25 protein-coding genes and 2 tRNA genes are annotated in these 22,137 nt (G+C 69.4%); 13 read left to right on the top strand and 14 right to left on the bottom strand.

Annotation, left to right across the window (positions count from 1 at the left end; translation table 11 throughout):
- Positions 1-109: 109 nt before the first annotated feature.
- The 3 genes from FU260_RS07120 to tig all read right to left on the bottom strand — a co-directional run bounded on the left by FU260_RS07120 (position 110) and on the right by tig (position 3,181).
- On the bottom strand, positions 110-778 hold the full coding sequence (locus FU260_RS07120; RefSeq protein WP_147916429.1) for an ATP-dependent Clp protease proteolytic subunit: 669 nt from the start codon (positions 776-778) through the stop codon (positions 110-112).
- Between the two features lie 29 nt (positions 779-807).
- Positions 808-1,428, bottom strand: coding sequence for an ATP-dependent Clp protease proteolytic subunit (locus FU260_RS07115; RefSeq protein WP_147916428.1), 621 nt, complete (start codon positions 1,426-1,428; stop codon positions 808-810).
- A gap of 265 nt (positions 1,429-1,693) precedes the next feature.
- Entirely contained in the window at positions 1,694-3,181 is a 1,488-nt protein-coding gene (gene tig / locus FU260_RS07110; protein WP_147916427.1) for a trigger factor, read from the bottom strand.
- A gap of 263 nt (positions 3,182-3,444) precedes the next feature.
- Here tig and FU260_RS07105 point away from each other — a divergent pair, with 263 nt between their 5' ends.
- On the top strand, positions 3,445-4,335 hold the full coding sequence (locus tag FU260_RS07105) for a glycerophosphodiester phosphodiesterase (RefSeq protein WP_147916426.1): 891 nt from the start codon (positions 3,445-3,447) through the stop codon (positions 4,333-4,335).
- Between the two features lie 46 nt (positions 4,336-4,381).
- On the opposite strand, the gene FU260_RS07100 is transcribed toward FU260_RS07105, so the two are convergent.
- Positions 4,382-4,455: transfer RNA gene (locus FU260_RS07100), tRNA-Gly, on the bottom strand.
- Between the two features lie 138 nt (positions 4,456-4,593).
- Here FU260_RS07100 and FU260_RS07095 point away from each other — a divergent pair.
- The 3 genes from FU260_RS07095 to FU260_RS07085 all read left to right on the top strand — a co-directional run bounded on the left by FU260_RS07095 (position 4,594) and on the right by FU260_RS07085 (position 6,281).
- Positions 4,594-4,670 (top strand) — tRNA-Pro (locus FU260_RS07095).
- A 355-nt stretch (positions 4,671-5,025) separates the two neighbouring features.
- Positions 5,026-5,667 (top strand): ClpP family protease, encoded by a 642-nt coding sequence (locus FU260_RS07090; protein WP_147916425.1) that lies wholly within the window; start codon positions 5,026-5,028, stop codon positions 5,665-5,667.
- Positions 5,664-6,281 carry a ClpP family protease gene (locus FU260_RS07085; RefSeq protein WP_147916424.1) on the top strand — a complete coding sequence of 206 codons (618 nt, stop codon included), beginning with the start codon at positions 5,664-5,666 and terminating at the stop codon, positions 6,279-6,281. The genes FU260_RS07090 and FU260_RS07085 overlap by 4 nt, the downstream gene beginning before the upstream one ends.
- A gap of 79 nt (positions 6,282-6,360) precedes the next feature.
- On the opposite strand, the gene FU260_RS07080 is transcribed toward FU260_RS07085, so the two are convergent.
- From FU260_RS07080 to FU260_RS07070, 3 genes are all read right to left on the bottom strand, one after another.
- Entirely contained in the window at positions 6,361-6,729 is a 369-nt protein-coding gene (locus FU260_RS07080; RefSeq protein ID WP_147916423.1) for a helix-turn-helix domain-containing protein, read from the bottom strand.
- Between the two features lie 146 nt (positions 6,730-6,875).
- Entirely contained in the window at positions 6,876-7,046 is a 171-nt protein-coding gene (gene rpmF, locus FU260_RS07075) for a 50S ribosomal protein L32 (RefSeq protein ID WP_147916422.1), read from the bottom strand.
- 98 nt (positions 7,047-7,144) lie between these two features.
- Positions 7,145-7,402: a type B 50S ribosomal protein L31 gene (locus FU260_RS07070; RefSeq protein ID WP_147916421.1), complete on the bottom strand. Its 258-nt coding sequence runs from the start codon at positions 7,400-7,402 to the stop codon at positions 7,145-7,147.
- Between the two features lie 281 nt (positions 7,403-7,683).
- Between FU260_RS07070 and FU260_RS07065 the strand changes: the two genes are divergently transcribed.
- The 3 genes from FU260_RS07065 (at position 7,684) to cysE (ending at position 10,482) form a co-directional block, all read left to right on the top strand.
- Positions 7,684-8,679, top strand: a complete 996-nt coding sequence (locus FU260_RS07065; protein ID WP_168211687.1) for a DUF1648 domain-containing protein — start codon at positions 7,684-7,686, stop codon at positions 8,677-8,679.
- A 275-nt stretch (positions 8,680-8,954) separates the two neighbouring features.
- Positions 8,955-9,890, top strand: coding sequence for a cysteine synthase A (gene cysK, locus FU260_RS07060; RefSeq protein WP_147916419.1), 936 nt, complete (start codon positions 8,955-8,957; stop codon positions 9,888-9,890).
- Positions 9,891-9,903: 13 nt separating this feature from the next.
- Complete coding sequence (cysE, locus tag FU260_RS07055; protein WP_147916418.1) at positions 9,904-10,482, top strand: serine O-acetyltransferase; 579 nt, start codon at positions 9,904-9,906, stop codon at positions 10,480-10,482.
- Here the strand turns inward: cysE and FU260_RS07050 are convergent.
- Entirely contained in the window at positions 10,473-11,354 is an 882-nt protein-coding gene (locus tag FU260_RS07050) for a LysR family transcriptional regulator (RefSeq protein WP_147916417.1), read from the bottom strand. The two genes, cysE and FU260_RS07050, sit on opposite strands and share 10 nt — an antisense overlap.
- Before the next feature lie 95 nt (positions 11,355-11,449).
- On the opposite strand from FU260_RS07050, the gene FU260_RS07045 reads away from it, so the two are divergent.
- Positions 11,450-11,926, top strand: a complete 477-nt coding sequence (locus tag FU260_RS07045) for a carboxymuconolactone decarboxylase family protein (RefSeq protein ID WP_147916416.1) — start codon at positions 11,450-11,452, stop codon at positions 11,924-11,926.
- Entirely contained in the window at positions 11,923-12,279 is a 357-nt protein-coding gene (locus FU260_RS07040; RefSeq protein WP_147916415.1) for a nuclear transport factor 2 family protein, read from the top strand. The genes FU260_RS07045 and FU260_RS07040 overlap by 4 nt, the downstream gene beginning before the upstream one ends.
- 113 nt (positions 12,280-12,392) lie before the next feature.
- Here FU260_RS07040 and FU260_RS07035 read toward each other — a convergent pair whose 3' ends face one another.
- Entirely contained in the window at positions 12,393-12,761 is a 369-nt protein-coding gene (locus tag FU260_RS07035; RefSeq protein ID WP_328592993.1) for an MGMT family protein, read from the bottom strand.
- Between the two features lie 21 nt (positions 12,762-12,782).
- Between FU260_RS07035 and FU260_RS07030 the strand changes: the two genes are divergently transcribed.
- Entirely contained in the window at positions 12,783-13,517 is a 735-nt protein-coding gene (locus tag FU260_RS07030) for a hypothetical protein (RefSeq protein ID WP_168211578.1), read from the top strand.
- On the opposite strand, the gene FU260_RS07025 is transcribed toward FU260_RS07030, so the two are convergent.
- The gene (locus FU260_RS07025; RefSeq protein WP_147916412.1) at positions 13,492-13,941 is read right to left on the bottom strand and encodes a ribose-5-phosphate isomerase; all 450 of its coding nucleotides are present in this window, start codon (positions 13,939-13,941) and stop codon (positions 13,492-13,494) included. The genes FU260_RS07030 and FU260_RS07025 overlap by 26 nt on opposite strands.
- A 182-nt stretch (positions 13,942-14,123) precedes the next feature.
- Here FU260_RS07025 and FU260_RS07020 point away from each other — a divergent pair, with 182 nt between their 5' ends.
- Positions 14,124-16,073 (top strand): M13 family metallopeptidase, encoded by a 1,950-nt coding sequence (locus FU260_RS07020; protein WP_168211932.1) that lies wholly within the window; start codon positions 14,124-14,126, stop codon positions 16,071-16,073.
- 88 nt (positions 16,074-16,161) lie between these two features.
- On the opposite strand, the gene FU260_RS07015 is transcribed toward FU260_RS07020, so the two are convergent.
- Positions 16,162-16,560 carry a rhodanese-like domain-containing protein gene (locus tag FU260_RS07015; protein WP_147916410.1) on the bottom strand — a complete coding sequence of 133 codons (399 nt, stop codon included), beginning with the start codon at positions 16,558-16,560 and terminating at the stop codon, positions 16,162-16,164.
- 114 nt (positions 16,561-16,674) lie between these two features.
- Positions 16,675-17,250, bottom strand: coding sequence for a hypothetical protein (locus FU260_RS07010; RefSeq protein ID WP_147916409.1), 576 nt, complete (start codon positions 17,248-17,250; stop codon positions 16,675-16,677).
- A 90-nt stretch (positions 17,251-17,340) separates the two neighbouring features.
- Between FU260_RS07010 and FU260_RS07005 the strand changes: the two genes are divergently transcribed.
- Entirely contained in the window at positions 17,341-18,303 is a 963-nt protein-coding gene (locus FU260_RS07005; RefSeq protein WP_147916408.1) for an aminoglycoside phosphotransferase family protein, read from the top strand.
- An 18-nt stretch (positions 18,304-18,321) separates the two neighbouring features.
- On the opposite strand, the gene FU260_RS07000 is transcribed toward FU260_RS07005, so the two are convergent.
- Together FU260_RS07000 and FU260_RS06995 are read right to left on the bottom strand one after the other, a co-directional pair.
- A complete protein-coding gene (locus FU260_RS07000; RefSeq protein ID WP_268957779.1) occupies positions 18,322-18,975 on the bottom strand; it encodes a mycothiol-dependent nitroreductase Rv2466c family protein in 654 nt (217 codons plus the stop codon).
- Between the two features lie 91 nt (positions 18,976-19,066).
- Positions 19,067-19,399, bottom strand: a complete 333-nt coding sequence (locus FU260_RS06995) for a cupin domain-containing protein (protein WP_147916407.1) — start codon at positions 19,397-19,399, stop codon at positions 19,067-19,069.
- Between the two features lie 138 nt (positions 19,400-19,537).
- Here FU260_RS06995 and pepN point away from each other — a divergent pair, with 138 nt between their 5' ends.
- A complete protein-coding gene (pepN, locus tag FU260_RS06990) occupies positions 19,538-22,111 on the top strand; it encodes an aminopeptidase N (RefSeq protein ID WP_147916406.1) in 2,574 nt (857 codons plus the stop codon).
- The last annotated feature ends 26 nt before the right edge of the window (positions 22,112-22,137 follow it).

Raw genomic sequence — 22,137 nt, 5'->3', positions numbered from 1 at the left:
TACGTCGCCGACGAGGGGGATATCGACCTAGCGGGGGCGTGTCGTCCTTCCGTCGACGATGCACGCAGGGGTGGCCCGCAGTTGCGGACCACCCCTGGGTACAGCGGGTTCAGGAGCCCTTCGGTAGCTCCGCGGGCGCCTTGCGGCTCTCCAGCACCTGGTCGACCAGGCCGTAGGACTTGGCCTGCTCGGCGGAGAGGATCTTGTCCCGCTCGATGTCCTGGCGGACCTGCTCGAGCTTGGTCGAGCTGTGCCGGGCGATCGTGGTCTCCAACCACTCCCGCATCCGCATCACCTCGTTAGCGTGGATCTCGATGTCCGAAGCCTGCGCGTAGCCGCCTTCGAGGGCCGGCTGGTGGATCAGCACGCGGGCGTTGGGCAGCGCGAGCCGCTTCCCGGGGGTACCGGCAGCCAGCAGCACGGCCGCAGCGGAGGCGGCCTGGCCGAGGCAGACGGTCTGGATCTGCGGTCGGATGTACTGCATGGTGTCGTAGATCGCGGTCATCGCCGTGAAGGACCCACCCGGGGAGTTGATGTAGAGGGTGATGTCCTGGTCCGGGTCTTGGCTCTCCAGCACCAGCAGCTGGGCCATGATGTCGTCGGCCGAGGCGTCGTCCACCTGCACACCGAGGAAGATGATCCGATCCTCGAACAGCTTGGTGTACGGGTCCTGGCGCTTGAAGCCGTAGGGGGTGCGCTCCTCGAACTGCGGCAACACGTACCGGGCCGAGGGGGCGCTACCGGCCCGGCCGCCGAAAGCCTGGGGGGAAAAGTTCACGTTTGTTGCTCCTCTTCGGTGCTCGGCGGTCAGGACTTCTTGGTGCCGCCACCGCCGGCAACAGCGGTCGCTTCGGTCACCACGTGGTCGATGAACCCGTACTCCAGGGCCTGGGCGGCGGTGAACCACCGGTCCCGGTCGGCGTCCCGGTTGATCTCTTCCACGCTGCGGCCGGTCTGCTCGGCGGTCAGCTCGGCCATCTGCTTCTTCATGTGCAGGATCAGCTCGGCGTTGATCTTGATGTCGGAGGCGGTGCCGCCGATGCCGCCGGAGGGCTGGTGCATCATCACTCGTGCGTGCGGGGTGGCGTAGCGCTTGCCCTTTGCGCCGGAGGCGAGCAAGAACTGCCCCATCGAGGCGGCCATCCCCATGCCCACGGTGGCCACATCCGGCGCGACGTACTGCATGGTGTCGTAGATCGCCATGCCCGCGGTCACCGAACCGCCCGGGGAGTTGATGTACAGCCAGATGTCCCGGTCGGGATCTTCGGCGGCGAGCAGCAGCATCTGCGCGCAGATCTGGTTCGCGTTCTCGTCGCGGACCTCCGAGCCCAGCCAGATGATGCGTTCCTTGAGCAGCCGGCTGTAGATGTGGTCACCCAGGGCAAGCCCTGGGGTGTCGCCGGCGGCGGACTGCGGAAACTCACTCACGTGTGTGCTCCTGATCGTCGGGTAATGACTTGGTGGGTCCTGTGCTTGACACTAACGCCGCCGCCGGGCCAGATCTGCCCGGCTCCCGCTGGTTTCGCTGACGGCGCAGCCGGAGTCGTTCCAGCGCCTGGCGACGGCGGGACTCGCCGGGGCAGCACTAGTGCACCGGGGAGGGGCGAACGCCCCCGCCTCGATGTGGTGAGGCAGGGGCGTTCGGGCCACGGGACGCCGTCGCACTCCCTCGGGAGGCATCAGCAGGTACGGCTCAGGCCTTGGCGGCATCCTCGGCACTGTCAGCGCTCGGCGCGGACTCGGCGCTCTCGGCTGACTCGGCGCTGTCAGCAGAGTCGGCGCTGTCGCCCGACTCACCGGACTCCGCGCTCGCGGCGCTGACGTCCTCGACGAGGACCTGCTCGGTCCCGGCGCCGGTGCCCGCTGCCGCGGCTTCCTGGGCGGCAGCGGCAGCAGCGTCCTCCTCGTCGGAGCCGATGTAGGCGCTGAGGTCAACCTCGGTGCCGGTCGAGTCGACCACCTTGACCTGGCGCAGGGCGACGGCCAGTGCCTTGTTCCGGGTCAGCTCGGCAACGAACAGCGAGATCTGGCCGCTCTGGCTGACCTGCTGGATGAACTCGCTGGGCTCCTGGTTGTACTGCTGCGCGGTGCGCATCAGGAACTCCAGCAGCTCGTTCTGCTCGATGTTGACGGTGACCTGCTCGGCGAGCGTGTCGAGCAGCAGCTGACGCTGCAACGCCTTGGTGGTCTCCTCGGTGACCTCGGCCCGGTGCTCGTCGTCCTCGAGCCGTCCTTCGTTCTCCAGGTGCTGGTGCACCTCGTTCTCGATCACACCGGTGGGCAGCGGGAAGTCCGTCGACTCCAGCAGGTGCTCGAGCAGCTGGTCCCGGGCGGCGACGGCGCGGTTGTTCTCCTTGGCGTCGGAGACCTGCTTGCGCAGGTCCTCGTCCAGCTCGGCCACGGTGTCGAACTCGGAAGCGGTCTGGGCGAACTCGTCGTCCACCTCGGGCAGTTCCTGCTCCTTGATCGCGGTCGGAGTGACCGTGACCTCGGCCTCTTGACCGGCCCGGTCCCCACCTGCCAGTGGCGCAGTGAAGGTCGTGGTCTCGTTCGCCTCCAACCCGGTCAGTGCCTCGTCCAAGCCGTCCAGCATGTCCCCGGAGCCGATCTGGTAGGAGACGCCGGAGACCGAGTCGATCTCCTCCTCGCCGATGGTGGCCCTCAGGTCCAGGGTGACGAAGTCGCCGTCGGCAGCGGCTCGCTCCACGCCCACGAGCGTGGCGTAGCGCTCGCGTAGCGAGGTGAGCCGCTCCTGGACGTCCTCGTCGGTGACGTCCACATCGTCCAGGGTGAGGGTGATCTCTTCGAGGGCGGGCAGGGTGAAGTCCGGGCGCACGTCCATCTCAGCGGTGAACACCAGGTCCGGGGCATCCTCGCTGAGCCCGGGGACCGCGGTGACCTCGATGTTCGGCTGGCCCAGCGGGCGGAGCTCGGTCTCGCTGATCGCCTGGCGGTACAGCTCGGGCAGCGCGTCGTTCACGGCGTGCTCCATCACTGCACCTTTACCGACGCGCTGGTCGATGATCCGGGGCGGCACCTTGCCCTTGCGGAAGCCTGGGACGTTGACCTGCTCAGCGATGTGGGAGTACGCGTGGTCCACGCTCGGCTGCAGTTCGTCCAGAGGCACCTCAACGGTCAGTTTTGCCCGGGTGGGCTCGAGGTTCTCGACGGCGCTCTTCACTACGTGCTCTCCACTCGTGGGTTGATGGGCCGGCGGGGGCGAGGCCCAGATCGTTTGGATGTGTCCGCGGGCACGCATGAGGGCATGCGGCAGCGAACAGCGGCTTCTATCGTACCTGCCGCGCTCGCCCGACCTTGACACGGCGTGCAGCCTCTGCCCGGGGGCGAGGCGATCGAGCCTGGAGCATCGACTCCGCTATCCTCACTCCGGTCCAGCCGTGGTCGCCGGAGGCGGCGCTGCGGGGTTCCCGACCGGGGAGAACGATGCAGTTCCAGTTCCGTCACGTTGTACCGACCGCCCTCCTGCTCGCTGCTGCCGTGGGTTGTAGCGGCACCGGTACGCAGGATCCTTCGTCCGACGCTCCGGAGCCGGAGTCCAGTCCGGTGGCCGAGGCACCGGAGACGACGATCATCGCGCACCGCGGGGCATCGCAGGATGCGCCGGAGAACACGGTGCCCGCTTTTGATGCGGCAGTTGAGGCAGGGGCCGATCTGGTCGAGGTGGATGTCCAGCTCTCTGCCGACGGTGTGCCGTTCCTGTTCCATGACGACACCCCCGAGCGCACCACCGACGTCGCCGGTGTGTTCCCCGACCGCATCGACGATCCGATCACCTCCTTTACCTGGGAGGAACTGCAGCAGCTGGACGCGGGCGCCTGGTTCTCGCCAGAGTTCGAGGGGACCTCGATCCCAGCCCTCGACGAGGTCGCAGAGACGGTCGGCCCGGACCTCGGGGTGGACATCGAGATGAAGTCCCCAGAGAACTCACCGGGGCTGGCCGAGGCTGTCGCCGAGGCACTCGGCACCGAGGTATGGGCTGAGCTCGTTGCTGACGACCTGGTGGTCGTCTCCTCGTTCGACACCGAGGCCACCCGCGCGTTTCACGAGGCGCTACCGGACGTCCCGGTGTGGCCGATCATCGGCGAGATTCCCGACCAGGCCTGGGTGGACGGCGTGGCCGACTACGCCACCGGCATCGCGGCCGACCACCAGTCCCTCACCCCGGAGACGTACGCCTATGCCGAGGCTGCGGACCTGCCAGTCTTCGCCTGGACGGTGAACTACACCAACGACCTGCCGGATCTGGTGGAGCTGGGGGTGGCCGGGATCGTCACGGACGCACCGGCGTTCATCGGCGGCGCGCTCGGACGCTGACGGGGCCTGGCGGAGCCCGGTAGTGCCCTGGCTGGGCCAGGGACTGTGGAGCGGGTGACGAGAATCGAACTCGCACCATCTGCTTGGAAGGCAGAGGCTCTACCATTGAGCTACACCCGCGGGCGGGAACAAGCCTACCGGGTCCGCAGGGGTGGGTGCACCGCCGGGCCACCACAGCGACCTGGTCACCGGAGCCCGCCGGCACGCTCTAGACTCGGTCTCGGTCCCGGCCGCCTCGATCCGGTGCGGCCCGGTCCACGGGATGTGGCGCAGGTTGGTAGCGCGTCCGCTTTGGGAGCGGAAGGTCGCAGGTTCAAATCCTGTCATCCCGACCATGTGTGCGACTGGCCGCCCGAGGAACGAGGGTGGCCGGGCGCGCACATCGCGCACTGCCAGGATTTGGGAGGAGCGCCAGCGACGGCTCCTGTCATCCCGAGACTTCCTCCCCGGCGTGAATCCATTCACGCGATACTCCCGGCACTGAGTAGTGCTCGCGGGTATCGCCTCAGTGCAGGAAGTATCGAACCGGCCGACGTCGAACCGGCCGGCGGCGGAGCGGAACGAGCGGCCGCCAGCGCCGAAGTGCCGGTCCGGCCGCCGCCAGCGCCGCGCACTCTGCTCACAGCAGCAGCACGCTGCTCTGGGCAGCACCGCCATGACGCCCTGCGCCCATCGGCCCATCGTGGGGACATGAGCGAAGAGAACCCCAGCCCACCACGGTTCGGCGAACGCGCCCGGGCCGAGCTGTACCACCAGCGCGTACTCGTCCTGGACGGCCCGCTGGATGACGACAACGGCATGCTGCTGCTCAGCCAGCTGATCTCGCTGGCGACCGAGGACGCGCACGCCGACATCTCCCTGTGGATCCACTCCCCCGGCGGCTCCGTGCCTTCGATGCTGGCGATCCGGGACGTGATCCGCACCATCGGTCCCGATGTGGCCACCCTCGCCCTAGGTACCGCCTACAGTGCCGGCCAGTTCCTGCTGTCCGCGGGCACTCCGGGCAAACGCCGCGCCCTGCCGCACGCGAGCATTCTCATGCACCAGGGCTCGGCAGGGTTCGCCGGCACCGCAGTGGACGTGGAGACCCAGGCCGACGAGCTCCGGCACACCCGGGACACCGTGCTCGGACTGATCGCCGAGGACACCGGCCAGGACCCCGCCAAGATCTTCGCCGACTCCCTGCACGACCGCTGGTTCACTGCCGAACAGGCGCTGACCTACGGCTTCATCGACGAGATCGTCGACTCCTTCCACACGATCGCCCCAACCCGCCAGCGCCCGGTCGGGATCGGCCCGCGGCTGCACGAGAGCACAGGAGGCATGCGATGAGCACCTACGCCGTACCGAACGTAATCGCCGCCCACCCGCGGGGCGAACGGATCATGGACGTCTACTCCCACCTGCTCACCGAGCGGATCGTCTACCTGGGCACCCCGATCGACGCCGGAGTGGCCAACGTGCTGATCGCCCAGCTGCTGCACCTGGAGTCGGACAACCCCGATGCGGACATCCAGCTCTACATCAACTGCGAGGGCGGCGACCCGAGCGCGATGCTCGCCGTGGTGGACACCATGCGCTACGTCCGCCCGGACGTGGCCACCATCTGCGTGGGCCAGGCGGTCGCGGTGGGTGCCGTGCTGCTCGCCGCCGGCACCCCGGGCAAGCGGGCCGCGCTCCCGCACGCCCGGATGGTGCTGCACCAGCCGGTCGGCCGGAGTCAGGGCGCCATCCCGGACCTGATCGTGCAGGCGGACGAACTGGTCCGGGTGCGCGCCGACATCGAAGAGATCCTCGCCGGCGCCACCGGGCACCCGAGCGCGACCCTACGTGCGGACACCGACCGGGACCGGGTACTCACCGCTGCAGCGGCTGTGGAGTACGGCTTGATCGACGCAGTACTCGCCGAGCGGGAGACCGCGGCTCGCGCCGCACTGGCTGGCTGAGCCCGCATTCCGGGTCGTCCTGTCACCCGTGCGCTATAGCGCACGCCTGACAGGACGACCTAGGCGGCGGGTGCGGATGTTAGGCGGCTAGCGCGAAGCCCTGACCGGAGTTCGTCGTCGCCTGGTGCTGCGCCGTCGCCCGCTGCCCGTTCAGCTCGCGCGCCACGGCAACGGTCAGGTCCAACAAAGTGACTTCGAGCGCCCCGGCCACGGCGGCGATCATCTCGCTGGATGGCTCTTTGATACCGCGCTCGATCTCGGACAGGTACTGCGGGGAGATACCGGCGCGGTCGGAAGTCTCGGTCAGAGTCTGGCCGCGGTCGGTGCGCTCGCGCCGCAGCCGCTGCCCGAGCAGGTGTCGCCACAGCGGTTCGCGCGCCGTGCGTCCCGGTCGCGGCGCTGCGCTCGGCGGTGAGGTGGGCACGGCATGCAGTCGTCGGTTGCGCATGCTTGATGCTATGGCCGCAGGCGCTTCCCGACGGCGGTCTTCCGCTCAGAGCAGAGAGGTCGCCTCGCCCCGGACGTCCTGGGCAGAAAGAACACCGGCCGCCCCCGCTGCTGCGGAGACGGCCGGTGTGTGGTCTGTGTCGGCGCTCAGTCCTCGACGTCGACCAGGCCGCGCTCGACGGCCCGGGCCAGGCGCCGCGGCACCTTGACCTCGCGCCCACCGGAGCGGACCGGGACGAGGTCTGTGGGCTGCGTCTTCCACTGCGAACGGCGCGAGCGGGTGTTGCTGCGCGACATCTTGCGCTTGGGAACTGCCATGGGCCCTACCTCCCCTTCTGTCGTGGTGTGTCGACCGGCACGCGGGCGTGCGCGGTGTGGAAATGGTGATCACCGGGACCTGGCCCGGCGGATCGGCCTCAGGCCTTGGAGCCCGCCTTGGCGTACCGCTGGCGGAACTTCTCCACGCGGCCGGCGGTGTCCAGGATCTTCTGCTTACCGGTGTAGAACGGGTGCGAGGCCGAGGAGATGTCCACGTCCACGACCGGGTAGGTGTTCCCGTCCTCCCACTCCACCGTGGTCTCCGAGGTGAGGGTGGACCGGGTGAGGATGGCGAAGTTCGCGGAGATGTCCCGGAACACGACCGGCTTGTAGTCCGGGTGAATGTCCTTCTTCATGTCTGCTTCCCTCTAGTTCGGCTGCGCGGTTGCGGCGTCAGGAGTGTGGCTGGCGGCGCCGGAACACGGTCCGCACCCTGGCAGCACACGCTGGGCGCGCGAGACTGCAGTCACGAAGCGCCCGGACGATGATACCCACAAGTTGGCGGGAACACCTAGCCGCGCAGCAGCACATCCGCCCTGGTTCGCAGCAGATGTGACGCATCACTCACAGTAGGGTGCTGCTGTGGATCGAAATCCGTGACGACGGCCGTGACGAACTTCGCGAGGTGTACTCCGCTGTGGCTCAAGCTCCACCCCCTCACCGTACCCGCACGGTGCTGCTCGGCATCGCGTTGCCGGCCGTGCTTCTGGTCACCGCAGTGCTGGTGGTGTTGAGCTGGCGGGACCGGATGCCACCGGAGGTCGCTGTGCACTGGGGGCCGAACGGGGTCGATCGCACCGGCAGCCTGTCCGAGCTGATCGCCGTGCCGCTGGTGCTCGGCGGGGTGAGCTGGCTGATCGTCAGCATTCTCTGCCTCACCGCCGCCCGAATCGCGCTCACCAGGCGGCTGCTGGTGGGGGTCTCGGCCGGGATGGGTGCACTGTTCGCCGGGATCGTCCTCAGCAGTGCGGCAGTCCAACTGGACGTCATCGACCCGGCGGCTGCCGCCGATCCCGCGATCGGCATGGCGGTGACGGTCGTGGCGGCACTGGTCATCGGCTTCGGCGCCGGAGCTCTCGCCGGCGATGACCCTCCGCAGCCGAGCACCGCCCCGGTGCCCGCAGACGCACCGCGATCCGCTCTGCCCACCTCGGCGTTCTGGGCCGGGGAAGCACGCACCACGCGGGTCTGGCCGATCTGGCTCGCCACAGCGGTGCTCCTCGGCCTCGGCGTGTGGTTCGCTAGCGCCACCGGACACTGGTGGCCGGTGGCGTTCGTGGTCGTGGTGGGCACCCTGCCGCTAAGTCTGCTCCGCTGGCGGGTACGCATCGATCATCGCGGCCTGACCGTCGCCGCGCAGGCGGGCTGGCCGCGCGAGCAGATCCCGGCGAACGAGGTGGTGCGCGCTGACGTCGTCCAGGTATCCCCCTTCCAGGAGTTCGGCGGCTGGGGGCTGCGCGCGGCTGGAGACGGTCGCACCGGGGTCGTCACTCGGGCCGGCGAGGCGATCCAGGTGCAGCGGTCCGGGGACCGGGTGTTCGTGGTGACCATCGATGGCGCGGCAGAGGTTGCGGCCCTGCTGAACACGATCGCCGAGCGCAGCCGGGAGGCCTCCGCCGCCGGTGGTCACTGACGGGGCCGTGCTGTTCCAGTTCCGGGCGACAAGTGAGAGGATAGGATGCGATTCACTCGCACCTTCAACCAATTGGAGCTCGGATGTCGCCCTCGCGGCTGACCGTGATCGTGCCGTCTGGCTGCTGCTGTCCGTAGAGCGCGGGCGCCTGCGAGCCCCCGCGCTCGCCCCGCAGGCTAGGACGCATTGCAGCACCTGCCTGAGCCCGCCACACCGGACGGGCACTACCAGCTCAGCAGCATCTACCGACCACTAGCAGCAAAGGACTTCCTCTCATGGCACGTATCTACGACGACGCCACCGCGCTCATCGGCAACACCCCGCTGGTGCGGATCAACTCGCTCACCGAGGGCGCGAGCGCCACAGTGCTCGCCAAGCTCGAGTTCTACAACCCCGCCAACAGCGTCAAGGACCGGATTGGGGTGTCGATCATCGACGCCGCCGAAGCCTCCGGGGACTTGCCCGCCGGCGGCACCATCGTCGAGGCCACCAGCGGGAACACCGGGATCGCGCTGGCGTTCGTCGGCGCCGCCCGCGGGTACCACGTGGTGCTGGCGATGCCGGAGACGATGTCGAACGAGCGCAAGATGCTCCTTCGCGCCTACGGTGCCGAGCTCGTCCTCACCCCCGGCTCCGGCGGGATGAAGGGTGCCGTGGAGAAGGCGGAGCAGATCGCCGCCGAGCGGCCCGGGGCGGTGCTCGCCCGCCAGTTCGCGAACGAGGCGAACGCAGAGATCCACCGCCGGACCACTGCCGAGGAGATCTGGAACGACACCGACGGCAACGTCGACATCGTCGTGTCCGGTGTCGGTACCGGCGGCACCATCACCGGGGTCGGCCAGGTGCTGAAGGAGCGCAAGCCCGAGGTGCAGATCATCGCGGTGGAGCCCGCGGACTCCCCCATCCTCTCCGGTGGCCAGGCCGGACCGCACAAGATCCAGGGCTTGGGCGCGAACTTCGTCCCGGAGGTGCTGGACACCAGCATCTACGACGAGGTGATCCCCGTCGCCACTGACGACGCGCTCGACTACTCCCGCCGCTCCGCCCGGGAAGAGGGCCTGCTCGTGGGCATCTCCTCCGGCGCTGCGCTGAAGGCCGCCGTCGACGTCGCGAAGCGCCCGGAGAACGCCGGGAAGACGATCGTGGCCGTGATCCCGGACTTCGGTGAGCGCTACCTGTCCACCCTGCTGTTCGCCGACCTGGCCGAGTGAGACCGAGGAGCACGTGTCACCCCACCTGCCCCTGCGCGATCTGATCGCCGAGGACCTGGCCACGGCGCGACGCCGTGACCCGGCCGCACGCTCCGCCGTCGAGGTGGCGCTGACCTACCCCGGCGTGCACGCCCTGTGGCTGTACCGGCTGGCACACCAGATGTGGCGCACCCAGATCCTGCGACTCCCGGCACGCCTGCTGTCCCAGCTGGCGCGCGCTCTCACCGGAGTGGAGATCCACCCTGGGGCAGTACTCGGTCGGCGGTTCTTCATCGACCACGGTATGGGGGTAGTGATCGGGGAGACCTCGGTGGTCGGCGACGACGTGCTGATGTTCCACGGTTCCACCCTGGGTGGACGCTCGATGAGCAAGGGCAAGCGGCACCCGACGGTCGGCGACCGGGTGGTGATCGGTGCCGGAGCCAAAGTCCTCGGCCCGGTCACCCTCGGGTCCGACGTGCAGGTCGGGGCGAACGCGGTGGTGGTCAAGGATGTGCCCGACGGCGCCGTGGTGGTGGGCGTACCGGGGCGGCCCCGGCACGTTCCCGCCCGCGCCGAGGACGACCTGATCGACCCGGCGATCTACATCTGAGCGGTGCCGCGCTGCTCAAGCTCGTCCACCAGCGCGCGGGCTGCGTGACTCGGCCGGTCCCGCCAGACGATGCCGAGCCGCGAGCGCGCGCGTCCATCGCAGACCTGCACGGCGACCACTCCGTCCCACTGCTCGGCGGTCGTCGCGCTCACGATGCCCACGCCGAGCCCGCGAGTGGTGAGCATCTGCACGAACGTGGGCGTGGTGACCTCCCAGCGCGGCTCGACAGTGCTACCCACACCGGTCATCAGCGTCTCTAGCGCTGCACGGGCCCCGGTTCCGCGCGGGAGGGTGATGAGGTCGGCGTGGGCGAGATCGATGGCTCTCAGGCCACTGCGCGCAGCCCAGGGGTGGCCGCGGGCGACCACCGCGACCAGCGCGTCATCGAAGACCACGCAGGACCGGAGGCCGGCCGGTTCGACGTCGGACCATGCGGCGATCGCGACATCGGCCGAACCTTCGCGCACCTGCTCGATCAGGTCCTGGGAAGTCCCCTCGCGGAGGCGGATGTCGATACCGGGGTGTTGTGCGTGCAGCGTCGCCAGGGCGTCGAACAGTCCGGGCCACGCCAGGCCGGTCACCGTCGCGACACTGAGTGATCCGGTCACCAGTCCCCGGATGTCGGCCGCGGCCCCGGACACGTCCTCGACGGCGGAGACCGCCCCGCGCGCGAATGGCACCAGCCGCTCCCCGGCAGGAGTCAACGAGATGCGGCGCGCCGAGCGGTCGATCAGCGAGAGCCCGAGCTCGCGTTCCAGCTTCTGCACCTGGGTGCTGATACCGGACTGGCTGACCCGCACCGCCCCTGCCGCAGCGGTGAACGATCCAGTGTCGGCGACCGCGAGGAAGTAGCGCAACTGGTGCAGTTCCATATCTACCAATGATACTTCTGATCGGTTTCTGATGTTGGACAGATAGGTCCGATGCGCGTGAGGCTGGTGGCATCCCCACAGAAAAGGAACTGCTGATGACCACGACGACCGTCGACATCCTCACCCGGCTGGACATCGACACCACAGCACCCACGTTCTCTCGTGCATTGACGACTCTCGACGCCGCAGCCACTCACGAGCTCGACGAAGCCGGGATCGAACCTGGCCTTCGAGAGCTCGTCCGGATCCGAGCGTCACAGCTCAACGGCTGCGCGTACTGCGTCGACGAGCACACCCGCGACGCGGCCGCTGCCGGCGAGCCGGCCGGACGCATCGCTGCAGTCAGCCTCTGGCGGGAGTCGCCATTCTTCACCGCCCGGGAGCGGGCGGCGCTCGCGCTCACGGACAGCATCACCCGGCTCAGCGAGACCCACGTCCCCCAGGCGGTCTGGCAGGACGCTGCCACGCACCTCACACCGGCCGAGCTCAGCGCCCTGGTCAGCCTGAACGTCGCGATCAACGCCTGGAACGCCGTCGGTGTCTCCACCCGAGCCTGGACGCCGGCGCTGTGAACCGGACTGAGACCACCCGGGCCACCGTCGCCACCTACTTCGACGCCTGGCGCGGCCGCGACTTCGAGCGACTACGCACGGTGCTCGCCCCCGGTGTCGAGTTCGCCGGGGTGATGGGCACCGCGTCCGGGGTGGAGGAGTGCGTGGCCGGGCTTCGCGGTATGGCCACCTCGATCATGACCGACCTGGTGCTGCATGCCCGGGTGGTCGAGGGCGTCGACGCGATGACCTGGTTCGACCTGATCACCGATCACACTCCGCCGATCCCGACGGTGAACTGGAGCCGCGTCGAGGATGGTCTGATCACCCGCATCCGGGTGACGTTCGACCCGCGGCCGCTCACCGCCACCTGACGTCGGTCCAGGCGGGTGCGCCCCGGTTGCGCTCGCCTGGGTCGGGTGAGTTGCGCTCGCCTGGGTCAGGTGAGTTGCGCTCGCCTGGGTCAGGTGAGTTGCGCTCGCCCGGGTCAGGTGGCTCGGTCGACGGTGGCGGTAGCGCCACCGTCCTCCGGCTCCTCCCCCGGTTCCCAACCGGCTCGCCGCAGGTCCACCCGCGGCGGGTCGGTCCGGATGAGGGGGATCCCCTCCTCGCGCCACCGGGGCAGTGCCCGGTCGCGCTTGTCGTCCGGCAGGTCGCCGCGCGCATTGACCAGCCGCCACCAGGGAGTCTCGCCGCCGTAGCGAGACATCACCATCCCGACCACCCGGGGCCCACCACGTCCAGTCGCCTCCCGAATGGTCTCGGCGATCACGCCGTAGGTGCTCGCCCGCCCGGGTGGGATGGCACACACCAGGTCCAGCACCGCCTCCACATAGTCCTCAGCCACCTCGCGCACCTGCCTATGATCGCCTATGAGATGAGCGAGACACCCGCGCCCGCAGAGCCGTACATCTGCCCACACTGCGAGGCCACCCACGAGCACGACCATGTGGACGAACGCGCCGTGGTGCGTGGCTACCGGTCCCGGCTCGCCGTGGTCTCCGGACTGCGGGCGGCGCTGGTCCTGCTCGCAGTCGTCACCGTGGGACTCCTGCTGCCGGCGACGGCGGGTCTCACCTGGGTCGGGGCGGGTCTGCTGGCATGGCTGATCGCCACCGCGGTGGGCCTGCTGGTCGCCTCCGCGGACCTGGCTCGGCGCGACGGCAACGCCCCCCGCACTGCCACCGAACGTCGTCTGGTGACCGTCTCGGTGCTCACCGGGGCGGCGCTGACCCCGGTGCTGGCCCTGCTGGTCGCCCTGGCCGGCCGCGCCTGGGCCGATGGGTCCATCGTGGCGGTGGCGGTGGCGGCAGCCACCGGGTGGCTGGCCGGCTCCGCTGCTGCCGATGTGGTCCGAGCGCTACGGCTGCGTGGGCTGCTCGCAGCCGACAGCAGGGCCGGCGAGGTGTCCCGGGCCTCGGCCGTGCGGGAACGCGAGCACAGCGACGAATGGCGTCAGCTGGTCACCGTGGTGGCCACGGCGCTGATCATGGGACTCTGGGTGGCGCTGTGCTGGCTACTGCCCGCGGTCGCGGTGGTACTGGTGCCGCTGCACCTGGCGCTGGTGGCGGGCACCCGGCGATTGCTCAGCGACCGGACTCGTACTCGCTGACCAGGTCGATCCGCCGCTGGTGGCGGGGATCACCGGAGAACGCTTCGGCCACGAACGCCGAGACGATCTGCACCGACTCCTCGGTGGTGTGCTGGCGGGCACCGATCGCCACCACGTTGGCATCGTTGTGCTGGCGTCCCAGCTGCGCGGTCTCGGTGTTCCAGGCCAGCGCCGCGCGTACCCCGCGCACCTTGTTCGCCGCGATCTGCTCACCGTTTCCGCTGCCGCCGATCACCACACCGAGCGAGCCCGGATCGGCGACCACCGCCTCCCCGGCGGCGAAGCACACCGGCGGATAGTCGTCCTGGGCGTCGTAGACCAGGGCGCCGTGATCGTGCACGTCGTGCCCCTCGCTGCGCAGGTGCTCGATCAGGATGGCCTTGAGCTCGTACCCGGCGTGGTCGGCGGCGATGTGGATGCGCATAGCGACATTCTGCCGCACCGGCCGGTGAGGCGCGGCCCCGCGTGGGCGATCGGGCAGCGGTGCGCAGGTATGTTCGAGGGATGAGCACCGAGACCTCCGCTGCCGATCCCACCCCGCATGTGCCGAGCGAGCCCACCGACCGGCTGACAGCGGCCGACCGAGCCGCGGCCGACCGCGCCGCGATGGATCCCACCGTACGGGCGCAGGACGACCTGTTCCGGCACGTCAACGGCACCTGGCTGGCGACTCACGAGATCCCGGCCGACCGCGGCCGGGACGGCACCCTCCACCAGCTCCACGACCAGGCGGAGAAGGACGTGCGCGACCTGATCACCGAAGCAGCCGCGGTACCCGCTGACGACCCGGCCGGCGCCGAGGCCGCGAAGATCGCCGCCGTGTACGCCTCGTTCATGGACACCGAGAAGGTTGAGGCGCTCGGCACCGAACCGCTCGATCTGGAGCTCAGCCTGGTGCGGGCCGCGGCCGACCACAGCGAGCTCGCGGCAGTGCTGGGAGCACTGCAGCGCAGTGGAGTGGGTGGGGTGATCGCCCCGTTCGTGGACGTCGACGCCGCCGACCCGACCCGGTACCGGGTGTACCTGGAGCAGTCCGGGCTCGGCCTGCCGGACGAGGCCTACTACACCGATGAGGCACACGCGGGAGTGCGCGAGGCCTATCCCCCGCACCTCGCCCGGATGCTCACCCTGGCCGGTGTGGTCACCGGCGCCGAGGCCGCCGACGCGGCCGAGCGGATCATGACCCTGGAGACCCGGCTCGCCGGCCACCACTGGGACAACGTGCGCAGCCGCGACGCCCAGGCCACCCACAACCCGATGACCGCGGAGGCGTTGCGCGCACACGCTCCCGGCTTCGACTGGGACGCGTGGACCACCGCACTCGGTGACGCCGGCGCCCTGGCCGAGGTGGTGGTGCGGCAGCCGGAGTTCCTCACCGGCTTCGGCACGCTGTGGGCCGACGGTGACCTGGCGGACTGGAAGCTGTGGCTCAGCTGGCGAGTGGTCCGCGCCCGTGCGCCGTACCTGACCGAATCCGTGGTGGCGGAGAACTTCGACTTCGTCGGCCGCACGATGACCGGAGCGCAGCAGATCCGCGAGCGGTGGAAGCGTGCCGTCTCCCTGGTGCAGGGGGTGCTCGGCGAAGCGGTCGGCAAGCTGTATGTCTCCCGGCACTTCCCGCCGTCGCACAAGGACGCGATGGATGTGTTGGTCGCCGACCTGATCGAGGCCTACCGGCAATCCATCACGGACCTGGACTGGATGAGCCCGGCCACTCAGGAGCTGGCCCTGACCAAGCTCGAGGCCTTCACGCCGAAGATCGGCTACCCGGTGAAGTGGCGGGACTACTCCGCACTGCGGGTGCGCGCTGACGACCTGCTCGGGAACGTCCGCGCCGCGCACGCGTTCGACACGGACTACGAGCTGGGCAAGCTCGGCGGACCGATCGACCGCGACGAGTGGTTCATGACACCGCAGACGGTGAACGCGTACTACAACCCGACGATGAACGAGATCGTCTTTCCCGCGGCGATCCTGCAGCCGCCGTTCTTCGACGTCGAGGCTGATGACGCCACCAACTACGGGGCGATCGGGGCCGTGATCGGACACGAGATCGGGCACGGGTTCGACGATCAGGGCAGCCGTTACGACGGCGCGGGCCGGCTGCACGACTGGTGGACCGAGTCCGACCGGGCCGAGTTCGACCAGCGCACCCAGGCGTTGATCGCCCAGTTCGACCAGATCTCCCCAGCACAGCTCGACGATGCCCAGCAGGTGAACGGCGCGCTGACGGTCGGGGAGAACATCGGCGACATCGGCGGCCTGGGAATCGCGATCAAGGCCTATCGGATCGCGCTGGCCCGCTCCGGCCGCGAGGCCGAGGTGATCGACGGACTCACCGACATGCAGCGGCTGTTCGTGGGCTGGGCCCGCGCCTGGCGCACCAAGGTCCGGGACAAGGAGATGCTCCGCCTGCTGGCGATCGACCCGCACGCCCCGGACGAGATCCGGTGCAATGCGGTGGTGCGGAACCTGGACGAGTTCTACACCGCTTTCGACGTCCAGCCCGGAGACGGGCTCTACCTCCCGCCCGAGGAGCGGGTGCAGATCTGGTGAGCACCTGCCGGCCCGGCTGAGCACGGCCGGTGCTGCGCTCAGCCGGTACGGGTCTGGACCCGCTCAGCCGGTGTCGAGGTCGATTCGCTCAGCCGGTGTGGCCGAGAACTGGGAGACCGGCCTCGGCCCACGCCCGGTAACCGCCGTCGGCGTAGCCCACCTGGGCAAGACCGAGCGTGCGGAGCTGGTCCGCCGCAGCAGCGGCGGCGGTGCCGTCCTGGCTGAGCAGCACCACCGGCTGCAGAGCAGGAGTGTTCACCAGGTGTGCGACCAGCTCGGCCGGGTGCACCACGTCCAGGGGAAAGTCCGGGTGCAGCACGCCCGCCGATCGCTCAGCGCTGGTGCGCAGGTCCACCACCCGCACCCGGTCGTAGAGCAGCTCCTGGTACAGCGCCCGCGGGCTCATCCCACACCCACCGGCCCGAGTGCTGCGCCGGGTGGGCGCACTGAGGACGAGGTCCCAGGTGGTTCCGGTGGTAAGAGTCATGGTCTGCTCGCTCGGGTGCTGGTACCCGCCTGGTGCGGGTGAGTAGCACCATCACAACAGCGCCGGCGATCCGGCCGGGACGAGCAGCGGATCGTCTCGGATTCTGGACGTTGGTCAGAAGCTGCGGGTGCCCTCCCGGGCGATCTCGAAGCCATGCCCGGTGGAGACCGAGCGGCAGGTGACGCCTTCCTCGGTGCTTTCGCAGAGGAAGTCACCGACAGTGGTGGCCTCGCCATAGTCGAGCTCGGTGAGCTCCTGAGAAGGTTCGGGGACCTCATCACCGGGGCAGGCAGGTCCGGCCTCCTCGGCGGTGACCTGCCAGACGTGTCCGGCAACGTCGTCGCCGCAGTCCTCGATCGAGGGAGGGGAATAGTTGAAGTTCTCGATCACGCACTGGGTGTCCTGCTCGGCGAGCTCGCACCAGATGTTTCCGCTGGGCATCACGAACCCAGCCACATCCCGGGCACCCTCGGGCACCTCGACCGCATCGGCCTGGGTGGTCTCCTCCCCGTCTCCGCTGCCGCCGGCACCGGACGCGTCTGACGAGGCACTGGCGGAGGAGGTGGGTTCCTCCTCGGCGCCGGAGGTATCTGGCCAAGTGACCATGATCACCACGAGTGCGGCGATGAGCAGCACGTCGATCACGATGAGGGTGATCGCTGCGGGACCCACTGCGCCGCGCTTGGCCATGTCTCCTCCGTTCGTGCGCCGATCAGCATGTCACTCTAACGGTAGCGGCCGCTGCGCTCCCAACCGGGACGGAGGTGATAGGCAAGACGGGTGCCCTCCGCCGACGTGATCATCCCGGACGAACTGGTCCGCCTGGTGTCCAGGCATGTACCGGACCCGGGGATGCCCACCGGCGCGGACTGGCTGGACCGGCTGCCGGCACTCGCCTCTGCTGTGCTGCAGGAGTGGGACCTGGAGCTCGACGGGCCCCCGCGGCACGGCTACTCCGCCCTGGTGCTGCCGGTGCGCTCCCCGCGCGGGCGGGCCGTGGCCAAGATCGTCTGGCCGCACACCGAGGGCCGGGATGAGCACCGGGCGCTGCAACTGTGGAACGGGCGCAGCGCTGTGCGGCTGCTCGCCGCCGACCCGGCCCGCTGGGCGATGCTGCTGGAGCGCCTGGATGCCGACCGCACCCTGGAGCAGGAGGCAGCCGGCTCCGCACTCGGTGAGCTCACCGCCACCGAGGACCTCGGGGTCCTGATCACCGCGCTGGACCGGTCCGCACCGCCCTGGGCGGACACGCTCAGTGACCACCTGCGCGAGCTCCGCACAGACCTGGACGTCGCGCTCGCCCCGGCAAGCAACGCCGTCGCCTTCCCCAGGCGGATGCTCGAGGAGGCGCGGGCGCTGGCCTCCGACCTGCTCACCGACAACGGCCTTGATGCCCGGCTGACGCACACCGACCTGCACCACGGCAATGTGCTCTGGCGCCCGGACCCTGGCGAGTGGGTGGCCATCGACGCCTCGGTGCTCGCCGCTGAGCCCGGCTGGGCGTTCCAGCCCGTGCTGCTGAACACCTGGCCTGCCCTGGAGCGCGCCACCAACCTGCGCCAGGCGGTGCGACGGCGTCTGGAGACCCTCGCGGACGTGACCGGGGTGGATCTCGACCGCGCGCGGGCGCTCGCCCACCTACGCCTGGTCCGAGACGCACTCTGGGAGCTCGAGGCAGCCGAGGTCGACCGGATGCAGGTCACCCGGCTGGTGACCGTGGCCAAGGCGCTGGCGGGGCGGTGAACGCTCGAGCGTCTCGGCTCAGTCGAAGATCGGTCCCTGAGACCGGGTGCGCTTGAGCTCGTAGAAGCCCGGATAGGCCGCCACCGCCACCACCCCGTCCCAGAGCCGACCGGCTTCCTCACCCTTCGGTGCGGGGGTGATCACCGGGCCGAAGAACGCCGTGCCATTGAACGCCACCACCGGCGTACCGACATCCTCGCCGACCAGCGAGATGCCCTTCGCGTGCGAGGCGCGCAGCGACTCGTCCAGCTCGTCGGTCTCGGCATACCGGATCAGCTCTGCCGGCAGACCGACCTCGTCGAGCGCCTCCACCAGCACGGCGTGCCGGTCCTCGCCCCGACCACCGGGGTGGAACCGGGTGCCGATCGCGTCGTAGAGCGGCTTGACCCACTGCTCGCCGTGCAGCTGGCGGGCGGCGTTGATCACCCGGACCGGGCCGATCGCCTTGCCGAGCATCTCCCGGTAGCCGGCATCGAGCTCCTCGCGCCCCTCGTTCAGCACGGACAGGCTCATGATGTGCCAACGCACGGTGATATCGCGGACCTTCTCCACCTCGGTGATCCAGCGGGAGGTCATCCAAGCCCACGGGCAGGCGGGGTCAAACCAGAAGTCCGCCACATCCGTGGACTGCTCTTCGGTACCGGTGTCGGGGATCTCGGTCTGCGTGCTCACTCTTGTGGCTCCTCGGCTTTCAGCTCGGTGCTCTTCTCGTCCGGCACAACCGCGCCGTGACAGTAGACATTCCCGCCGGAGGGCCGTCGGCTCAGACGAAGTCCTCGCGCATCGGCGTGAACAGATCCAGCAGCACACCGGCCTCACGGCACACACAGCCGTGCGGGACGTTGCTGGACTTCAGCATCGAGTCCCCGGCGCGGACCGTCTTGACCACTCCGTCGATCTCGAACTCGAACACTCCGCTGACCACATAGGTGATCTGGGTGTGCGGGTGGTGGTGCAGCGGGCCGACAGCGTCCGCCGCGAAGGTGTTCTCCACGCACATCACCTCGCTGTCGTAGGCCAGCACCCGGCGGGTGACGCCCTCCCCAGCCGCGGTCGTCGGAACGTCGTCGTGGAAGATCCATCGCTGATCGAGCATGTTCCTCACCCTACGGCCGGCGGCCGCGCGCCCGCTCAATCATCTCGGCAGGTGGCCGGCAACGTGGCAGGATCGATTCCGGCCCACCGGTCAGAGTCGATGACGCACCATCGCCCGTCACCCCAAGGAGCAGTGCAGATGCCCGGAGAGAACCTCACCCGGATCGAAGCCCGCGAGCGCGCCGAGGTGCTCTCGGTCAGCGAATACCACGTGGAGCTGGACCTGACCCGGGGGCCGACGATTTTCGCCTCTCGCACCACTGTGCGCTTCACCGCCACCCCGGGCGCGAGCAGCTTCATCGACCTGATCGCCTCGACCGTGCACGAGGTGGTGCTGAACGGGCGCGGGCTGCCGGTGGCGGAGGTGTTCGCCGACTCCCGCATCCAGCTCGAGGATCTGGCGGCGGAGAACGAGCTGACCGTGGTGGCCGACTGCGCCTACATGAACACCGGCGAGGGACTGCACCGGTTCGTCGATCCCGTTGACGACGAGGTCTACCTGTACTCCCAGTTCGAGGTGGCCGACACCCGCCGGATGTTCGCAGTCTTCGAGCAGCCGGACCTGAAAGCAACGTTCGCGTTCACCGTGACCGCGCCGGAGCACTGGCAGGTGGTCTCCAACTCCCCCACCCCAGAGCCGGCGCCAGCCGGTGCAGGCAGTGCCACCTGGACCTTCGCACCCACCCCGGTGCTGCCCTGCTACGTCACCGCGCTCGTGGCCGGGCCCTATCACCGCGTCGACGGCGAGCTCACCTCTCGCGATGGCCGCCGGGTTCCGCTCGGCGTGTTCTGCCGCAGCTCACTCGCCGAGCACCTGGACGCCGAGAACATCATGGACATCACCCGGGCCGGGTTCGCCTTCTACGAGGACGCGTTCGACCTGGCCTACCCGTACGAGAAGTACGACCAGCTGTTCGTGCCGGAGTTCAACGCCGGTGCGATGGAGAACGCCGGCTGCGTGACCTTTGTGGAGCACTACGTCTTCCGGTCCAAGGCGCCCGAGGCCACAGTGGAGCGGCGCGCGGTGACCATCCTGCACGAGCTGGCGCACATGTGGTTCGGGGACCTGGTCACGATGCGCTGGTGGAACGACCTCTGGCTGAACGAGTCGTTCGCCGAGTACGCCTCCACCCTCGCCACCGCCGAAGCCACCCGGTGGCAGGAGGCCTGGACCACGTTCGCCGCACTGGAGAAGTCCTGGGCGTACCGGCAGGACCAGCTGCCCTCGACCCACCCGATCGTCGCGGAGATCAACGACCTGGAGGACGTGGAGGTCAACTTCGACGGCATCACCTACGCCAAGGGTGCCTCCGTGCTCAAGCAGCTGGTCGCCTGGGTGGGGCAGGAGAAGTTTCTTGCCGGAGTCCGTGCCTACTTCCGCAAGCACGCCTACGCCAACACCGAGCTGACCGACCTGCTGACCGAGCTAGAGGCCACCAGCGGCCGGGACCTGAGCGCGTGGTCCCGGGTGTGGCTGCAGGAGGCCGGTGTCACGGTGCTGCGACCCCAGGTGGAGACGGACGCGACCGGCCGGATCACCTCCTTCACCATCACCCAAGACGCACCACAGAGTCATCCGGTGCTGCGCCCGCACCGGATCGCGGTGGGCGGCTACGACGTGGACGCCCAGGGCGCGCTGGTGCGCACCCACCGGGTCGAGCTGGACATCGATGGCCCGGCCACCTCGGTGCCGGAGCTGGTCGGGCTGACCCGGCCGCAGCTGATCCTGGTCAACGACGATGACCTCGCCTACGCCAAGATCCGCCTGGACGAGAAGTCGCTCGCGGTGGCCACCGAGCACCTGTCCGACTTCACCAGCTCACTGCCGCGGTCGCTGGTCTGGGGCGCGGCCTGGGACATGACCCGGGACGGCGAATGGCCGGCCAGCCGCTACCTCGACCTGCTGCTGGCGAACCTGGGCGCCGAGACCGACTCCACCACGACGCTGGTGCTGCTGCGCCAGCTGGCCACGGCGGTGGACTTCTACACCGACCCCGCGCGGCGTGAGCAGGTCGCCGTCGAGGTGGCGGACCGGCTCTGGGCGCTGGCCGGTGCTGCCGAAGCCGGTTCGGACAGCCAGTTCCAGCTGGTGAAGGCGTTCGCCGCGCGCGCGAGCACTGACGCGCACGCCGAGGTGCTGGAGGGCCTGCTCGCTGGCAGCACGACGCTGACCGGGCTGACCGTGGACACCGATCTGCGCTGGGAGCTGCTCACGGCGCTGGTGGCCGCCGGTGCCGCGGGTGAGGAGCAGATCGCCGCAGAGCTGAGGCAGGACGCGACCGCGACCGGGCAGCGCGCGGCCGCCGGAGCCCGCGCGTCTCTGCCCACCGCAGAGGCCAAGGAGGCGGTGTGGGCCTCGGTGGTGGAGAGCGACGATCTGCCGAACGCTGTGCAGGCCGCGGTGATCGGCGGGTTCAGCCGGGCCCGGAACCGATCCCTGCTTGTCCCGTTCACCGAGCGCTACTTCGACTCGATCGAACGGGTCTGGGCCGAGCGGACCAACGAGATGGCGCAAAACATCGTGATCGGCCTGTACCCGGCGAAGCTGGCCGATCTGGACGACTCGCTGGGGGTCGACGTGCTGGCCCGCACCGACGAGTTCCTCACCACGCTCGGTGACCGGTTGCCCGCACTGCGCCGGCTCGTGGTCGAGTCCCGGGACACTGTGCGCCGGGCCCTGGCCGCCCAGGCCCGGGACCGCAACCCCGGCTGACCCCGGAAGAACGGTGCACATCGACA

Source organism: Ruania zhangjianzhongii (assembly GCF_008000995.1).
GTDB classification, from domain to species: domain Bacteria; phylum Actinomycetota; class Actinomycetes; order Actinomycetales; family Beutenbergiaceae; genus Ruania; species Ruania zhangjianzhongii.
The sequence above is the reverse complement of the archived record's forward strand: the minus strand, read 5'-3'. Positions and strand labels throughout refer to the sequence as shown.

Excerpts from the sequence above, each read along its gene's own strand:
- FU260_RS07070 (WP_147916421.1), bottom strand. The coding sequence starts at position 7,402 with ATGAAGAAGGACATTCACCCGGACTACAAGCCGGTCGTGTTCCGGGAC.
- FU260_RS07050 (WP_147916417.1), bottom strand. The coding sequence starts at position 11,354 with ATGGAACTGCACCAGTTGCGCTACTTCCTCGCGGTCGCCGACACTGGA.
- FU260_RS07105 (WP_147916426.1), top strand. The coding sequence starts at position 3,445 with ATGCAGTTCCAGTTCCGTCACGTTGTACCGACCGCCCTCCTGCTCGCT.
- pepN (WP_147916406.1), top strand. The coding sequence starts at position 19,538 with ATGCCCGGAGAGAACCTCACCCGGATCGAAGCCCGCGAGCGCGCCGAG.
- FU260_RS07090 (WP_147916425.1), top strand. The coding sequence starts at position 5,026 with ATGAGCGAAGAGAACCCCAGCCCACCACGGTTCGGCGAACGCGCCCGG.
- FU260_RS07085 (WP_147916424.1), top strand. The coding sequence starts at position 5,664 with ATGAGCACCTACGCCGTACCGAACGTAATCGCCGCCCACCCGCGGGGC.
- FU260_RS07010 (WP_147916409.1), bottom strand. The coding sequence starts at position 17,250 with ATGGCCAAGCGCGGCGCAGTGGGTCCCGCAGCGATCACCCTCATCGTG.
- FU260_RS07025 (WP_147916412.1), bottom strand. The coding sequence starts at position 13,941 with ATGCGCATCCACATCGCCGCCGACCACGCCGGGTACGAGCTCAAGGCC.
- cysK (WP_147916419.1), top strand. The coding sequence starts at position 8,955 with ATGGCACGTATCTACGACGACGCCACCGCGCTCATCGGCAACACCCCG.
- FU260_RS07030 (WP_168211578.1), top strand. The coding sequence starts at position 12,783 with ATGAGCGAGACACCCGCGCCCGCAGAGCCGTACATCTGCCCACACTGC.
- FU260_RS06995 (WP_147916407.1), bottom strand. The coding sequence starts at position 19,399 with ATGCTCGATCAGCGATGGATCTTCCACGACGACGTTCCGACGACCGCG.
- FU260_RS07080 (WP_147916423.1), bottom strand. The coding sequence starts at position 6,729 with ATGCGCAACCGACGACTGCATGCCGTGCCCACCTCACCGCCGAGCGCA.
- rpmF (WP_147916422.1), bottom strand. The coding sequence starts at position 7,046 with ATGGCAGTTCCCAAGCGCAAGATGTCGCGCAGCAACACCCGCTCGCGC.
- FU260_RS07045 (WP_147916416.1), top strand. The coding sequence starts at position 11,450 with ATGACCACGACGACCGTCGACATCCTCACCCGGCTGGACATCGACACC.
- FU260_RS07020 (WP_168211932.1), top strand. The coding sequence starts at position 14,124 with ATGGATCCCACCGTACGGGCGCAGGACGACCTGTTCCGGCACGTCAAC.
- FU260_RS07015 (WP_147916410.1), bottom strand. The coding sequence starts at position 16,560 with ATGACTCTTACCACCGGAACCACCTGGGACCTCGTCCTCAGTGCGCCC.